The organism is Undibacterium sp. Di27W (assembly GCF_049340345.1).
In the GTDB taxonomy this organism is placed as follows: Bacteria; Pseudomonadota; Gammaproteobacteria; order Burkholderiales; family Burkholderiaceae_D; genus Undibacterium.
The window spans coordinates 186,504-201,286 of sequence record NZ_JBMPOS010000011.1; the positions used below are offsets into that span (position 1 = coordinate 186,504).

Genomic DNA, 14,783 nt, shown 5'->3' on the forward strand with positions numbered 1-14,783 from the left:
GACATTAGTGAATCACGGGCAATCTGCCCGCGAATACTACAGCTACATGATTAGATGGCCGTTCAGGGCTGGATAGCGTATCCCTTATGCCCAGTTTGCCACAGCAAAAATGCCCAATTATCTGCCTGCTCAGCTAATGCATCGTATTTCCAGCTATTGGCGAAGTCCGTACGAAACAATGCTGGCCTGGTTTTTTTAGCATTTGCTGTCTGTAGGCGCGCAATGAACTTGCTGCTCATCCAGATTGGCGTATCAGCCTGACCGAAACGCGCAGATAACAACGTGGCGGGATAAGCCTGTCCATCACGCAAACTCAAGTAGGGGCTGGCATTTATCAATCTGGCCTTGTCAGCCACAGTCGACTTGCGAGACTTACTCATGCCCGAAGATTCAGATTGCATGGATGCACTTTGCACTGCTGCAAATAATTCCGGGCGCTGACTGATGGCCTGTACCAGCCAGCGTTTGCCTGGGTTAGGTTCTTGCGCTACCAATTTACTGGGGCTGGTATAGCCTTCATTCACGAGGTAATCAGCCACGACAAGGAACTCATCAAGACCATCACCAGAGGTTTTCTGCTTGGAATTTTCACTTGTGGGAAGAGAAATGATGCCCATTACCGCATCCTGCTCCAGCCAGGCAAGGCGTAAGGCATCAAACCTGGCCAGCTTGGATAAACCACTGCCAGTTTCGATTGTCAGCAACAGAGGTCGTTTACCATCGAGTTCCATGCCTTGCGGATATAAAAGCGTCAGCGCTATTGGTTGGTTGCTGCCCGGTTTTGCAATACTCAAATTCTTGCTGGCAATACGATGAAAACCGACTTGCGGCGAACGAAACACTTCCACGTTCTTGATTTGTCCGCCAGCCAGGGCACGATAAGATAAAGCTGCGGAATTGGCAGCCTCCAGCACAAAAAGTACGCCTTCATTCTCACCATCCGCATTTAATTCAGTAACGCGCCCTGCATATGGCAAGTTCAGCTCTTCCCTTTTCGTGCCATCCAGCTCAGTTTTCATGAGTTTGCTATAGCCAGCCTCTGCTGCATGGATGTATAAACCGTTTTTTGCGACTGCCATATCCAGCAATTCATCACTACTGGCTGGCAATATTTCCTTGGCGGCACTCAATTGCGGCGTTTTCAAATCCAGTTTGAGTATGGCTCCTGTGTTTTTTTTCTTCCTCGATAACAGGTATAGCTGCTCACCTGCCAGCCAAAAATTTCTGACTTTGTCAGTAGGACTGGCTAGCCTTTGCCATGCAGTTGCAGCGCCTTTTAACTGATCTTGCTTGACAATGTAGAGGCTACGATCCTGGTTCTGCCCATGCTGTACCTCAGCCAATAGATAAGGAGAATTTGCGCTGGCTTTCATCGCCACGACATCGCTGACAGTAAAGCGCCTGCTCTTGCTCACTCCAGGGCCAATGACAGGCAAGTCCGTTTCCAGCTTACTTCCCAGCAGGTGCTGCCAGATTGCGCCGCGATCACTAACTGGCTTTGCTGAAGATTTGCGATAATAAATGGTACTGGAGTCAGGCTTCCAGGCGATGTCTTTACTGTCTGCCGCAATATTGTCCAGACTATCCTTGAGCATGCTCGCATCGCTGGTCTTGATAATGCGCAAGCCATGCCTTTGACGCCCTGCGCTCACCAAATCAACGGCAACATAAGCAGCATCAAGCGAAGGTGTAAAAAACCCCAGGCTTTGCCCCGGCTCTGTCAATATCAGCAAACGCTCGGCATTGGTTGCTGCATTGCGCATGAATAACTGCTGTCGGTTATCTGCAGTGGTGCGAGCAAAGAACTGCATACCACGCACCTCCAGCAAACGGCCGGCTCCAAATTCCGTTGCTTGCAAGGCTTTGAGTCGCTTCAGCAAGGCATCGCGCCCACTGATACGGGTCAGTGTCGAGTTTGCGAAATCCGTTTGCCTTTTCATCCAGGTGCGCACTTGTGGATCACTGAGTGACTCCAGGAAGCGATAAGGATCAGCGTCTGCTTCGTTTTGTCCTGTAGGAACCAGCTTGGGTAAAGCGGGGTAATCACCCCAGGCTGGCAATTGCGCATGAACTAGCGCGGGCCAAGCCCCAAGTAGCAAAAAAAATTGTTTTATCTTTCTTTTCCCCAGCATGCGCACTCCTAGCCTTCAATTTCTGACAAGCTGACAGTATCCATCAGCAACGCCTCAAATAGCAAAAATCACCAGTCTTTTTTAAGGAAAGCGCTACTGTTCATGTTCCATTTTTTGAATCTCATCACATAGTTTCTGCATTTCGTCGCATTGCTCTAGCTGATATGGAGCCACTTGCTTAAAGTGTCTACATTGCAAGACCACATGAAACTCTCAGGAGAGACGGCATGAATAGCATCAAGAAAACTAATTTAACACTCTTAACCATTTGTGTATTTGCTGCTACCATAGTGTCAGTGGCTACCTATATCAATAAACTTGCTTCGAAAACAAGTCTACTTACAGTCACGATAACAGCGCAAAGACTGACAGAACAGCAAAAAATTGCTTTTGATGTCGAACAAGCTGGCAATACGATGCAAACGGTCTTCATTGCGGCGAAACGCCTGACGATTGAAGAAAAGCTTGCTCTTGACCAGCACGACAGACAGATACAGCAAGCAAAAGTACGGGTACATAAGAAACCACAATTGCTTGTTTAATATCAACCATTCAAAAATCTACTTTTTGCACAATTTGCATCATTGAATTGTCGTGTAGCTACTCAAGGTAGTTACTCTTGATACTCGCAATACTTAGTCGCAGCACTCATTATTTTGCAGGCAATCATGTTAAAAAAATCTATATTCTTGTGTTTACTGTCGTCAAGCCTGCTGGCGGGCATTGCATTTTCACAAGATTTCATGTTCGCGGCTTCCGTCCCCACTCAGAATGAAGCTCAAGATAAAACGACAGAAGTAATACAAGAAGCACCGATACAAACAGCAAACACCCCAGCCCCCTTACAACTCGACAGGAGTGGCGTTGATCGTGCGTCTGTGCACCTGCAAATATTGCAGCAATCCAATCAACGATTTTCTGATAATGCACAGCCAGCACCAGTAGCACCAGCCGCGTCCAAAAAAACGGCTTCAGACGATAAGAAATCTCACGCCAAATCGGCTAGCAGCACTTAATTGCATTAGGCTATCCCCGAATGTCCTGAAATTCGGGGCCATGCTTAGTTTATAAGGCGCCTCGGTCGATTCTCTTACTGAGGATGATCGAAGTCGAAGTCTGCCTGACGCCATCCAGCGCCCCTATTTGATCCAGTAACTTGTCCAGTGTTTCCGTGTTGCTGCAACGCAAGGTCAACATATAGTCAATTGCGCCACTGACTGCGCATAGGGTCTCAGTCTCTGGCAATTGCTGCAAATACTTGATCAATCCAGCAGCGTAGCGCGCCTCTACCGACAAACCCACGTAAGCCCGCACAGCAGGTTGCACCATTTTCTGGTTCAGCTTCAAGCCATAACCGGCGATGACACCACGCTTTTCTAAAGCCGCGATACGGGCAATCACCGTTGTTCGCGCTATGCCCACCAATTTCGCAATTGTAGTCACAGGCAGGCGCGCATTATCCATAAGCATAGCCAGGATTTTGTCATCTATCTCATCAAGATCAGGTTTCATTTCGTCATTTTGTCTGAATATTTAGACATATTATCTCGCAAATACACAATATGACGATAACTTTGCTGCTATTAACTGACAAAACTAAGGCCTAGACTTCAGTATCAATCTTACATTTCCTTTCATAACATAAACATACACTGGAGACAGACATGGCAACTAAATTAATCCTCCTGGGCGCAGGCAAAATTGGCGATGCGATACTCAATTTGCTGTCCCACACTGGCGACTATCACATCACCGTAGCAGACCGTGACCCTGAACGCCTGAAATATGTAGAACAGGCTGGCTTCCCAAATACCCGCATCGTCCAGGCTGACCTGGGCGACAAAGCAGCAGTGACAGAGTTAATCCGTGGCCATAAAGTCACGATGTCTGCGTGCCCTTACTTTTTGACGCCTATCATCGCAGGCGCAGCGCGCGAAGCCAATTCCCATTATTTTGATTTGACTGAAGACGTGGAAAGCACACGTATCGTCAAACAATTGGCTGAAGGCGCAGATTGTGCCTTTGTTCCGCAATGCGGTCTGGCACCAGGCTTTATCTCCATCGTGGCCAATGATGTAGCCAAGCGTTTTGAAACCCTGCGTGATGTCAGCATGCGCGTCGGCGCCCTGCCTACCTTCCCTAACAATGCATTGAAATACAACCTGACCTGGAGCACTGATGGTCTGATCAATGAGTATTGCAATCCTTGCGAAGCGATTGTTGATGGCCAATTGCGCGAAACTGCTGCCCTGGAAGAAATCGAGCATTTCTCTTTGGATGGTATTGATTACGAAGCCTTCAATACTTCTGGTGGCCTGGGTACTTTGTGTGAAAGCCTGGAAGGCAAAGTACAAAACCTGAACTACAAAACCGTGCGTTATCCTGGTCACCGCGATATCGTCAAAGTATTGATACGCGACCTGCAACTGGGCAAACTGGAACGCCGCCCTATCTTGAAAGAAGTCATGGAAACCGCCATTCCTATGACTAAACAGGACGTAGTATTGGTGTTTGTCAGCGTCGTCGGCATGCGTGATGGCCGTCTGGAGCAAGAATCCTATGCCAAGAAAATCTATGCGCAAAAAGTCAATGGTCAATTATTGTCTGCCATACAATTGACGACTGCATCTGGCATTTGCGCCATGGTTGATCTGGTAGTTACTGGTAAATTGCCACAACATGGTCTGGTACGTCAGGAACAAGCTGTTTTGGCTGACTTTTTGGCCAACCGCTTTGGTCAATACTACGCCGCGTAATCAAGCAGTAATGCTGAGCTGGGCATAAAATCGCTGCCAGAGCTACAATACACCGAAGGCATTGCGCCCACCTAATAAACTGAACAAAGGCAGACTTTCCAAAAGAAAGCCTGCCTTTATAAAAACGTACCGAGGCAAACAAGATGGAAAACACCACTTTGCAAGCAATCCTGAAAGAGCTTGATATCAATTTGAGCGACTATCAGGGTAGCGACATCCACAGCATCTCCCCCATAGATGGCAAGAACCTGGCCAGCCTGCGCGCTGACACAGCCACTGAAGTCAAACAGCGCGTAGACCGCGCCCATGCTGCATTTTTGCAATGGCGCAATGTGCCAGCGCCGCGCCGCGGCGAACTGGTACGCCTGTTTGGTGAAGAGCTGCGTACGCATAAAATGGCACTGGGCCAGTTAGTGACCCTGGAAGCAGGCAAAATCTTGCAAGAAGGCTTGGGCGAAGTACAGGAAATGATCGATATCTGCGATTTCGCCGTTGGTCTGTCACGCCAGTTGTATGGCCTGACGATCGCCTCTGAGCGCCCTGGTCACCGCATGATGGAACAATGGCATCCAATAGGTGTCGTTGGCGTGATCTCCGCCTTCAATTTCCCGGTTGCCGTCTGGGCCTGGAATGCTGCGCTGGCTTTTGTCTGCGGCAATAGCGTAACCTGGAAACCATCTGAAAAAACGCCATTGACAGCCATTGCTACTCACGCTCTGTTCATGAAGGCAGTCGCCCGCTTTGGTAGCGATGCCCCGGCTGGCCTGGCCGAATTGATCATAGGTGCACGCGATACTGGCGCGCAAATGGTAGAAGACAAGCGCATTGCCCTGGTCAGCGCCACCGGTAGCACCCGCATGGGGCGCCAGGTTGCTGAAGTCTGCGCCAAGCGTCTGACACGCACTATCCTTGAACTGGGCGGCAATAACGCGATGATCGTTGCTCCTAGTGCCGATCTGGAAATGGCCGTTCGTGCCATCACTTTCTCTGCAGTAGGCACTGCCGGACAGCGTTGCACTACCCTGCGTCGCCTGTTCGTGCATGACAGTATTTATGACACCCTGGTACCACGCCTGAAGAAAATCTATGCAGGCCTGCCGGTCGGCAATCCTCTGGAAAAGACGACACTGGTCGGCCCATTGATTGATGCAGGCTCTTTTGATGCCATGCAAAGCGCATTGGCAATTGCCAAATCCGAGCAGGGCCAGGTATTTGGCGGTGATCGCATAGTCGTTGCTGGCAATGAAAACGGCTTTTACGTCAGTCCGGCCCTGGTAGAAATGCCAAGTCAGACTGCATCCATGCACCATGAAACCTTTGCGCCTATTATGTATATCGTGCGTTATAGCGATTTGCAGCAAGCTATCAGCTTGAATAATGAAGTGCCACAAGGCTTGTCATCTTCTATCTTCACGACAGATCTACGTGAAGCCGAGACTTTTGTCTCAGCTGCAGGCAGTGACTGCGGTATTGCCAATGTCAATATCGGCCCTTCTGGCGCAGAAATCGGTGGTGCATTTGGCGGTGAAAAAGAAACTGGCGGTGGCCGTGAATCTGGTTCTGACGCATGGAAAGCTTACATGCGTCGGACGACCAATACCTTCAACTACAGTAATTCATTACCGTTGGCACAAGGCATCAGCTTTGATATTTGATACAGATCAAATTAATTAGGGGTAGTTAGCATTAAGAAGACCGCCTATTGGCGGTCTTTGACTTTATAGGAGTAGAAATTAGTCTTAGAATTTCATATTCAGCGAACCGACCAGTCAGGGCAACAAAAGACTTATGAAAAAAGCACTCACATGCAAGGACATCAAGCGCTTGGAGCAACTGCCAAATGTAGGCAAGGCAACGGTTGCCGACTTGCACCTGCTGGGTATTACTGCACCACAGCAACTAATAGGGCGCAATCCCTACCAGATGTATGACGAGCTTTGTGCTGTGACCAAGGTCAGGCATGACCCCTGCGTCTACGACGTTTTCATTTCCATAGTAAAATTCATGGATGGTGAACCACCTCAGGCATGGTGGCATTACACCGCAGAACGCAAAGCCCATCTGGCATCTCCCTCTTCACTATAAGCCTATTCCTGACAAGATTACTCAAGTTTGCTATACTTGACTAAAATGCTCAACAACTCAGGGCATTCAGCTTTTTCTAGCGTGGAGTATCCCCGGAGTAATATATGCGACTGACCACCAAAGGACGTTTTGCCGTGACGGCCATGATAGACCTGGCCCTGCGTCAGGATAAGGGACCTGTGACCTTGGCTGCCATCAGCCAGCGCCAGGACATTTCCCTGTCCTATCTTGAGCAATTGTTTGGAAAACTGCGTCGTCATGAAATCGTTGAATCCGTGCGCGGCCCCGGTGGCGGCTATAATCTTGCCCGCAAGGCACAGAATGTCACCGTTGCCGATATTATCATTGCTGTTGATGAGCCTCTTGATGCAACGCAATGTGGTGGTAAAGGCAATTGCCATGGTAGCGACCATGAAAATGGCTTGCATTGCATGACGCATGACCTATGGGCGACGCTGAACGCCAAAATGGTCGATTACCTGGATTCTGTTTCACTCCAGGATCTGGTCAATCAGCAAAGACAGAAAGCATCAGAAAACCATGTAGTCGTCATGCACCATACGCATGCCAGCCACATTGCCTCTTGAATATTTGGAGTTTTGAATGAACGCCCCCTTGGAAAAAAGCCTGCTCGACACGCTGAAGTCACCGCATTTCCCTATTTACATGGATTACTCGGCGACAACGCCGGTCGATCCTCGTGTTGCTGACAAGATGATCCCTTTCTTGCGCGCACAATACGGCAACCCTGCCTCGCGCAGCCATATGTATGGCTGGGATGCAGAAAAAGCGGTGGAAGATGCACGTGCGCAAGTGGCTGACCTGGTCAATGCTGATCCGCGTGAAATCATCTGGACTTCTGGCGCGACAGAGAGCAATAACCTGGCACTCAAGGGTGCGGCTAACTTTTACAAAGCCAAGGGCAAACACATTATCACGGTCAAGACCGAGCACAAAGCTGTTCTCGATACCGTGCGTGAACTGGAACGCCAGGGCTTTGAAGCCACCTACCTGCAACCTGGTGACAATGGCCTGATTACAGTAGAACAGTTGAAAGAGGCTATCCGCCCTGACACCATCCTGGTATCCGTGATGTGGGTCAATAATGAAATTGGCGTCATCCAGCCTATCGCTGAAATTGGCGAACTGTGCCGTGAAAAAGGTATAGTATTCCACTCCGATGCAGCACAGGCAACTGGCAAAGTGCATATCGATCTGGAAAATACCAAGGTTGATCTGGTATCTTTCTCTGCCCACAAATCCTACGGCCCGAAAGGCATAGGCGCGCTGTATATCCGCCGCAAACCACGTGTACGCCTGGAAGCTCAGATGCACGGTGGCGGTCATGAACGTGGTTTCCGTTCCGGCACACTGGCAACTCATCAAATTGCTGGCATGGGTGAAGCCTTCCGTATCGCTAAAGAAGAAATGGAAAGCGAACTGGCACACGTACGCGCCATGCGTGACCGCCTGGCAAAAGGCTTGCAAGAAATTGAAGAAACCTATGTCAATGGCGACATGGAACACCGTGTACCGCACAACCTGAATGTCAGCTTCAACTATGTTGAAGGCGAATCCCTGATCATGGCGATCAAGGATATTGCAGTATCTTCCGGTTCAGCATGCACCTCTGCCAGCCTGGAACCGTCCTACGTCCTGCGCGCACTGGGCCGCAGCGATGAGCTGGCGCATAGCTCCATACGTTTTACCATAGGCCGCTTCACGACAGAAGAGGACATCGACTTTACGATAGATCTGCTGAAGACCAAGGTTGCCAAGTTGCGTGAATTGTCACCCCTCTGGGATATGTACAAGGACGGTATCGATATCTCCACTATCCAGTGGGCTGCACATTAATTCAATATTGAATGCGTATTTAAAAAACGCATTTGAGAAACACATGCAAGAAACGCACGTAAGAAAATAAGGAGCATCAAAATGGCTTATTCTGAAAAAGTTTTGGATCACTATGAAAACCCACGCAATGTCGGCGCTTTTGAAAAAGGCGATGACACAGTAGGTACAGGCATGGTCGGCGCACCTGCTTGCGGCGACGTGATGAAATTGCAAATCAAGGTAGGCGCTGATGGCGTTATCCAGGATGCAAAGTTCAAGACTTATGGCTGCGGTTCGGCGATTGCCTCTTCTTCCCTGGTGACTGAGTGGGTCAAGGGCAAGACACTGGATCAAGCCCTGGAAATCAAGAACACGGCGATTGCTGAAGAACTGGCACTGCCTCCGGTGAAGATCCACTGCTCCATCCTGGCGGAAGATGCGATCAAAGCTGCTGTGCTGGATTACAAAAACAAGCATAGCGCTGAACAAAGCGCCTGAAATTAGTTTCAAGATTCGCTTCAAGAAAACCGGCAACAAAAGTTTAGTAGCAAAAAACTGGAATAAATATGGCTATCACACTCACAGAAAAAGCGGCAAAACATGTGACCCGTTATATGGAGCGTCGCGGCAAGGGCATAGGCCTGCGCTTTGGTGTACGTACAACTGGCTGCTCAGGCATGGCTTACAAGCTTGAGTATGTGGATGAAATTGGCAGTGATGACCAAATTTTTGAATCGCACGGCGTCAAGGTATTTGTAGACCCCAAGAGCTTGCCTTACATCGACGGCACTGAGCTGGACTTTGCCCGCGAAGGCTTGAATGAAGGCTTTAAATTCTACAACCCCAACGTCAAGGACGAATGCGGTTGTGGCGAAAGCTTCAGGATTTAAGGCTGGCGCAGATGCAGAATCATTTTGAGCTGTTTCAGTTACCGCAGCAGTTTGCACTTGATCAGGGACAATTGGATGCAGCTTACCGTGAGGTGCAAAATCAGGTGCATCCCGATAAGTTTGTGCAAGCCAGCGAAGCTGAAAAACGCGTTGCCATGCAATGGGCAACCAGGGCCAATGAAGCTTATCAAACCCTCAAGAAGCCACTGAAGCGCGCACGCTACCTGTGTGAATTGCAAGGCGTGGATTTACAGACAGAATCCAATACTTCCATGCCCGGCGCATTTTTGATGCAGCAGATGGAATGGCGCGAAGCTTTTGATGAGGCGCGTCAGGATAATAACGAAGCTACCTTGCTACGTCTTGAGCGTGAACTGAATAGCGCCTTAAGAACGCAATTGCATGCGGTTGGCAACTCGATAGACCTGGGTAATTTTGAAGAGGCTGCATTGCAAATCCGCACTTGCATGTTTCTGGAAAAATTTATTGCCGATATCGCTGCGCTCGAAGAGTAATTTCGAATAACCCGGCAAATCTGCCATTGCTGATTTGCCCTTTTTGGATGCTTAGCCATCCCCTCTCACCATGGCACTACTGCAGATTTCTGAACCTGGCATGTCCACCGCTCCACACCAGCACAGGTTGGCAGTAGGCATAGATCTGGGCACTACCAACTCACTGGTTGCGACTGTACGCAATAGCATTCCCGAAGTGTTGAATGATGAGGAGGGGCGCCCTCTGCTGCCGTCAGTAGTGCGCTATTTGCCAAATGGCCATGCCCATATCGGTTTCAAGGCCCAGACTGAACAAAGCAATGACCCCAGGAATACCATAGCCTCGGTCAAACGCTTCATGGGCCGCGGCTTGAAAGACATCGCCTATGCCGAGAATTTACCCTATGATTTTCATGATGAGCCAGGCATGGTGCAGATCAAGACTGTGGCTGGCATCAAAAGCCCGGTAGAAGTATCCGCACAAATTCTGGCTACGCTGCGCCAGCAGGCAGAAGATGCCCTGGGTGATGATCTGGTTGGCGCTGTCATTACCGTTCCAGCCTATTTCGATGATGCACAAAGACAGGCAACCAAAGATGCCGCCAAGCTGGCAGGCCTGAATGTCCTGCGTTTGCTCAATGAGCCTACCGCTGCAGCAATTGCCTATGGCCTGGACAATTCTTCAGAAGGTATCTATGCCGTCTATGATCTGGGTGGCGGCACCTTTGACATCTCCATCTTAAAAATGAGCAAAGGCGTATTTGAAGTTCTGGCTACTGGTGGCGATTCTGCCCTGGGTGGTGATGACTTTGATCACCGTCTGTTTTGCTGGATCTTGCAGGAATCCAAACTCGCACCTTTGTCTGACGAGGATACCAGCGCCCTGATGATCAAGGCACGTGAAGCCAAAGAAATCTTGTCTAACAAGCCCTCTACCTTTATTGATGCAAAACTCAATTCTGGCGAATCTGTCCACTTGCAGATCAGTGCAGCGGCATTTGCCGAGATGACACAAAACCTGGTAGTAAAAACCACCACTCCTTGCCGCAAAGCCCTGCGCGATACTGGCCTGACTGTGGACGATATTGATGGCGTCGTGTTGGTAGGTGGTGCAACACGCATGCCACATGTACGCAAGGCTGTCGGCGAATTTTTCCAGACCACGCCATTGGCCAATATTGACCCTGACAAAGTCGTGGCACTGGGCGCCGCAATACAAGCCAATCTGCTGGCAGGCAATCGCGCTCCTGGCGATGACTGGCTACTGCTGGACGTCATCCCGCTGTCACTGGGCGTGGAGACCATGGGTGGTCTGGCTGAAAAAGTCATCCCACGCAATTCCACCATCCCCTGTGCGCGTGCGCAAGAATTTACCACTTTCAAGGATGGTCAGACTGCCATGGCCATTCATGTCGTGCAAGGCGAACGTGAACTGGTGAGCGAGTGCCGTTCGCTGGCACGCTTTGAACTGCGCGGCATACCTCCCATGGCTGCCGGTGCTGCCCGCATACGCATCACTTATCAGGTGGATGCCGATGGGCTGCTGTCAGTGTCAGCGCGCGAACTACGCTCTGGCGTAGAAGCCGCAATCACGGTCAAACCATCATATGGCCTGGCCGATGATGAAATCACACGCATGCTGCAAGATTCTTTCACATCAGCAGATGCCGACATGCAAGAGCGCGCCTTGCGCGAAGAAGTCGTCGAAGCTGAACGTATTTTGCTGGCGACCCAGTCCGCCTTGAGTGGCGATGCCCAGTTACTAAGCAGTACGGAGCAAGAACAGATCAAGGCATTGATGGACCAGGTCGCCGGGTTAAAAAATGGCAAAGATCATCAATTACTTCATGCCGCCATCACCGCTCTTGCCGATGGCACGGAAGAATTTGCCGCGCGCCGTATGGATCAAAGTGTGCGCAGTGCACTGGCCGGAAAAAAACTGGATGAAATAGTCTGACCGCTCACAGCGGCGCACCTACATCTTCAAATAGCTAGATTACGAGAACAACATGCCACAAATTATTGTCTTGCCTCACCCCCAGCTTTGCCCAGAAGGAACTGTCATTGATGCGCCTGAAGGCAAATCGCTGTGCGAAGCCCTGGTTGAAAGCGATGTCGAAATCGAACACGCCTGTGAAATGTCTTGCGCTTGCACCACCTGTCATGTGGTAATACGTGAAGGCTTTAATTCATTGAATGAATCTACTGATGACGAAGAAGACTTGCTGGATGCAGCCTGGGGACTGGAAGCGACTTCACGCCTGTCATGCCAGGTTAAGCTGGGCAAGCAGGATATCACGATAGAAATCCCGAAATACACGATCAACCACGCACGCGAAAATCATTAATACTGGTTTGTTATGCGCTTGCTTTTAAGTGAGGCTCAGGATGAAATGGACAGACACCTTCAGAATCGCCGAAGCTCTCAGCGATAAATTCCCTGATGTTGACCCATTGAAAGTACGCTTCACTGACTTGCACAACTGGATCGTCGACCTGGAAGAGTTTGATGACGATCATGCACGGGGTGGTGAAAAGATACTCGAAGCCATACAAATGGCCTGGATAGAAGAGAATAAATAAATCTGTCCTTTTTTATAAACACATACCAGTTCATTCAGGGTCCCGGCAATCATTTCATTGTTTTTGGACATTTGGATACACAGAGCAAACACGCAAGAATCATAACTTGCTGAAACGCAAAAAACCTTTTAGTATTTTAGAATTGTTTGTGCGATCATTAAACTGTGTATCCGTGTCTGATCTGTAAATGAATGTCTGGCGAGAAATAACACTTAAATTCGCCGGCTATACCTACCGGGAAGTGTTGCACAAGGACCTTGCAATGCAGTTTCGACATCTTTTATCTGCGCTACGCAGTCGAATTACGCTGAGACTGGCGATTATTCTGGCTGTCGTATTCGGATTGACCGTCCCGGCTGCCATACTCATCCCTTACCATCTGCACACCATAGAAACTGCGGCCCAACTCAGAAACGCAGAAGATCATAATCGCCTGGTCGAAATTCTCTCTGTGATCTTGAGTGAACCCCTGTGGCAGATCACGCCTGAGATTGCCAATATCTCCAGTGAAGTCGTGTACTCTGACCCCAGGGTAGCCACCATCGAAGTCATTACCCTGCCCGACCGCAAGGAATTCATCAAGAACGATACACGAAAAAAGACCCAGAAAGGCCCGTTCACCAGCATGGTCAGAGAGATCAAGCATGGCGGGCAAGTCATAGGCCAGGTCAGGCTGACTTTGGCGGAAGACTTGCTGCAAGAAAGTCTTGCTTCTGACTTCCGCCGTTATGTGACGACTGCCGTCTTATCGCTGATACTGGCCATCCTGTTTATCCTCGTTGTCCTGCAATGGCGCTTGGTGCAACCAGTAAGAATATTGATGGGCCAGTCTGATCGCCTGGCCAATGGCGAGTTGAATGATCCTATCGCACTGAATCGCGAAGATGAATTGGGTCATTTGGCCACCAGCCTGGAAGCAACGCGCCAAGCGCTGCAAAGATCTTTTGGTGAACTGGAAATCAAGAATCAGCAATTGCTGGAATATTCGGGCACCCTGGAGTCCAAGGTCAGGCAACGCACGCAAGAGCTGGAAACAGTTAATCAAAATCTGGAAGCCGCCTTAACCAATGTCAATTCTGCGCAAGCAGAATTGGCCAGGGTAGAACGTATGGCGGCGCTGGGCTCCATGGTGGCTGGCGTTGCTCACGAACTCAATACTCCCCTGGGCAATTGCCTGCTTGTCGCCAGTACACTGGAAGAAGAAACCCGCAATCTGGTCAGGATGGTAGAAGAAGGCAAGATGAAACGATCTGACCTGACGCGTTATGCGACGACCGCCGTTGATTCAACAAAATTGCTATTGCGCGGCCTCCAGCAATCCGCGCATCTGGTGGGTGACTTCAAGCAGGTTGCAGTCGACCAGTCCAGCGCCCAGCGCAGGCAGTTTGCCTTGCTGGTTATGTTGCAGGAACTCACAGCCCTGCTCCACTCCAGCTTGCGCAAGACGCCCTTCACACTGGAACTTGATATTCCATCAGAAATACAGCTCGACAGTTATCCAGGCTTGCTGGGTCAGGTTTTCACCAATCTGGTCAATAATGCAGTCGCGCATGGTCTCGAAGGTCGTGAAGAAGGTCATATGCGTTGCACTGCCGAACAACAAGGCGACCATGTCACCATCATCTTTGAAGACAATGGCAAGGGAATTTCGGCAGAAATTATTAACAGAATTTTTGAGCCCTTCTTCACCACCAAATTTGGCCAGGGTGGCAGTGGCCTGGGCTTGAGCATCACCTTCAATATCATTTCCAATGTACTTGGCGGCAGCATCCACGCGACCAGTGTAGTCGGACAAGGCACACGGTTTGAAATCAAGCTACCACTGGTGGCGCCAGGTGAGCCTGAATCCAGCAATCCCCTGTTGAGCAAGCGCTAGTCCAAATAGCCTTCTTTGCACTAGCTGGCTCCGCCAGGAGCCAGACTATTAATGATCTCCGAGTGTTTTTTCTTGCCCTAAGGTATACTAGCGCCTTGGATAAGATAGCAATTCAACATAATAATTAATTA

Annotated in this window: 16 protein-coding genes; 14 read left to right on the forward strand and 2 right to left on the reverse strand. The window is 49.7% G+C overall.

What is annotated here, in order from left to right; genetic code table 11:
- Positions 1–62: 62 nt before the first annotated feature.
- The gene (locus ACO0LF_RS21390; RefSeq protein ID WP_423017691.1) at positions 63–2,132 is read right to left on the reverse strand and encodes a hypothetical protein; all 2,070 of its coding nucleotides are present in this window, start codon (positions 2,130–2,132) and stop codon (positions 63–65) included.
- A 227-nt stretch (positions 2,133–2,359) separates the two neighbouring features.
- Between ACO0LF_RS21390 and ACO0LF_RS21395 the strand changes: the two genes are divergently transcribed.
- Positions 2,360–2,674 carry a hypothetical protein gene (locus tag ACO0LF_RS21395; protein ID WP_423017693.1) on the forward strand — a complete coding sequence of 105 codons (315 nt, stop codon included), beginning with the start codon at positions 2,360–2,362 and terminating at the stop codon, positions 2,672–2,674.
- 126 nt (positions 2,675–2,800) lie between these two features.
- On the forward strand, positions 2,801–3,148 hold the full coding sequence (locus tag ACO0LF_RS21400) for a hypothetical protein (protein ID WP_423017695.1): 348 nt from the start codon (positions 2,801–2,803) through the stop codon (positions 3,146–3,148).
- A gap of 49 nt (positions 3,149–3,197) precedes the next feature.
- Here the strand turns inward: ACO0LF_RS21400 and ACO0LF_RS21405 are convergent, their stop codons facing one another.
- Positions 3,198–3,644 carry an Lrp/AsnC family transcriptional regulator gene (locus ACO0LF_RS21405; protein ID WP_423004535.1) on the reverse strand — a complete coding sequence of 149 codons (447 nt, stop codon included), beginning with the start codon at positions 3,642–3,644 and terminating at the stop codon, positions 3,198–3,200.
- Between the two features lie 152 nt (positions 3,645–3,796).
- Between ACO0LF_RS21405 and ACO0LF_RS21410 the strand changes: the two genes are divergently transcribed.
- From ACO0LF_RS21410 to ACO0LF_RS21465, 12 genes are all read left to right on the forward strand, one after another.
- Positions 3,797–4,888, forward strand: coding sequence for a saccharopine dehydrogenase C-terminal domain-containing protein (locus ACO0LF_RS21410; RefSeq protein ID WP_423017697.1), 1,092 nt, complete (start codon positions 3,797–3,799; stop codon positions 4,886–4,888).
- Positions 4,889–5,031: 143 nt separating this feature from the next.
- Complete coding sequence (locus ACO0LF_RS21415) at positions 5,032–6,543, forward strand: aldehyde dehydrogenase family protein (RefSeq protein ID WP_423017699.1); 1,512 nt, start codon at positions 5,032–5,034, stop codon at positions 6,541–6,543.
- A gap of 133 nt (positions 6,544–6,676) precedes the next feature.
- A complete protein-coding gene (locus ACO0LF_RS21420; protein ID WP_423017701.1) occupies positions 6,677–6,973 on the forward strand; it encodes a helix-hairpin-helix domain-containing protein in 297 nt (98 codons plus the stop codon).
- A gap of 104 nt (positions 6,974–7,077) precedes the next feature.
- Entirely contained in the window at positions 7,078–7,560 is a 483-nt protein-coding gene (gene iscR, locus ACO0LF_RS21425; protein ID WP_423017703.1) for a Fe-S cluster assembly transcriptional regulator IscR, read from the forward strand.
- Positions 7,561–7,576: 16 nt separating this feature from the next.
- A complete protein-coding gene (locus tag ACO0LF_RS21430; RefSeq protein ID WP_423017705.1) occupies positions 7,577–8,830 on the forward strand; it encodes an IscS subfamily cysteine desulfurase in 1,254 nt (417 codons plus the stop codon).
- An 81-nt stretch (positions 8,831–8,911) separates the two neighbouring features.
- A complete protein-coding gene (gene iscU / locus ACO0LF_RS21435) occupies positions 8,912–9,307 on the forward strand; it encodes a Fe-S cluster assembly scaffold IscU (protein WP_186951509.1) in 396 nt (131 codons plus the stop codon).
- A 68-nt stretch (positions 9,308–9,375) separates the two neighbouring features.
- Positions 9,376–9,699: an iron-sulfur cluster assembly protein IscA gene (iscA, locus tag ACO0LF_RS21440; protein ID WP_241454373.1), complete on the forward strand. Its 324-nt coding sequence runs from the start codon at positions 9,376–9,378 to the stop codon at positions 9,697–9,699.
- An 11-nt stretch (positions 9,700–9,710) separates the two neighbouring features.
- A complete protein-coding gene (gene hscB, locus ACO0LF_RS21445) occupies positions 9,711–10,214 on the forward strand; it encodes a Fe-S protein assembly co-chaperone HscB (RefSeq protein ID WP_423017708.1) in 504 nt (167 codons plus the stop codon).
- 70 nt (positions 10,215–10,284) lie between these two features.
- Entirely contained in the window at positions 10,285–12,150 is a 1,866-nt protein-coding gene (gene hscA, locus ACO0LF_RS21450; RefSeq protein ID WP_423017711.1) for a Fe-S protein assembly chaperone HscA, read from the forward strand.
- A 52-nt stretch (positions 12,151–12,202) separates the two neighbouring features.
- A complete protein-coding gene (gene fdx, locus ACO0LF_RS21455) occupies positions 12,203–12,541 on the forward strand; it encodes an ISC system 2Fe-2S type ferredoxin (RefSeq protein WP_162041509.1) in 339 nt (112 codons plus the stop codon).
- Between the two features lie 40 nt (positions 12,542–12,581).
- Entirely contained in the window at positions 12,582–12,776 is a 195-nt protein-coding gene (iscX, locus tag ACO0LF_RS21460; protein ID WP_423004551.1) for a Fe-S cluster assembly protein IscX, read from the forward strand.
- Between the two features lie 262 nt (positions 12,777–13,038).
- A complete protein-coding gene (locus ACO0LF_RS21465; RefSeq protein ID WP_423017713.1) occupies positions 13,039–14,652 on the forward strand; it encodes a sensor histidine kinase in 1,614 nt (537 codons plus the stop codon).
- Positions 14,653–14,783: the final 131 nt, after the last annotated feature.

What these genes read in the sequence shown, in the direction of transcription:
- iscU (WP_186951509.1), top strand. Translation starts at nt 8,912, where the DNA reads ATGGCTTATTCTGAAAAAGTTTTGGATCACTATGAAAACCCACGCAAT.
- hscA (WP_423017711.1), top strand. Translation starts at nt 10,285, where the DNA reads ATGGCACTACTGCAGATTTCTGAACCTGGCATGTCCACCGCTCCACAC.
- iscA (WP_241454373.1), top strand. Translation starts at nt 9,376, where the DNA reads ATGGCTATCACACTCACAGAAAAAGCGGCAAAACATGTGACCCGTTAT.
- ACO0LF_RS21415 (WP_423017699.1), top strand. Translation starts at nt 5,032, where the DNA reads ATGGAAAACACCACTTTGCAAGCAATCCTGAAAGAGCTTGATATCAAT.
- ACO0LF_RS21420 (WP_423017701.1), top strand. Translation starts at nt 6,677, where the DNA reads ATGAAAAAAGCACTCACATGCAAGGACATCAAGCGCTTGGAGCAACTG.
- iscR (WP_423017703.1), top strand. Translation starts at nt 7,078, where the DNA reads ATGCGACTGACCACCAAAGGACGTTTTGCCGTGACGGCCATGATAGAC.
- ACO0LF_RS21395 (WP_423017693.1), top strand. Translation starts at nt 2,360, where the DNA reads ATGAATAGCATCAAGAAAACTAATTTAACACTCTTAACCATTTGTGTA.
- ACO0LF_RS21410 (WP_423017697.1), top strand. Translation starts at nt 3,797, where the DNA reads ATGGCAACTAAATTAATCCTCCTGGGCGCAGGCAAAATTGGCGATGCG.
- ACO0LF_RS21390 (WP_423017691.1), bottom strand. Translation starts at nt 2,132, where the DNA reads ATGCTGGGGAAAAGAAAGATAAAACAATTTTTTTTGCTACTTGGGGCT.
- fdx (WP_162041509.1), top strand. Translation starts at nt 12,203, where the DNA reads ATGCCACAAATTATTGTCTTGCCTCACCCCCAGCTTTGCCCAGAAGGA.
- ACO0LF_RS21465 (WP_423017713.1), top strand. Translation starts at nt 13,039, where the DNA reads ATGCAGTTTCGACATCTTTTATCTGCGCTACGCAGTCGAATTACGCTG.
- ACO0LF_RS21400 (WP_423017695.1), top strand. Translation starts at nt 2,801, where the DNA reads ATGTTAAAAAAATCTATATTCTTGTGTTTACTGTCGTCAAGCCTGCTG.
- ACO0LF_RS21405 (WP_423004535.1), bottom strand. Translation starts at nt 3,644, where the DNA reads ATGAAACCTGATCTTGATGAGATAGATGACAAAATCCTGGCTATGCTT.
- ACO0LF_RS21430 (WP_423017705.1), top strand. Translation starts at nt 7,577, where the DNA reads ATGAACGCCCCCTTGGAAAAAAGCCTGCTCGACACGCTGAAGTCACCG.
- hscB (WP_423017708.1), top strand. Translation starts at nt 9,711, where the DNA reads ATGCAGAATCATTTTGAGCTGTTTCAGTTACCGCAGCAGTTTGCACTT.
- iscX (WP_423004551.1), top strand. Translation starts at nt 12,582, where the DNA reads ATGAAATGGACAGACACCTTCAGAATCGCCGAAGCTCTCAGCGATAAA.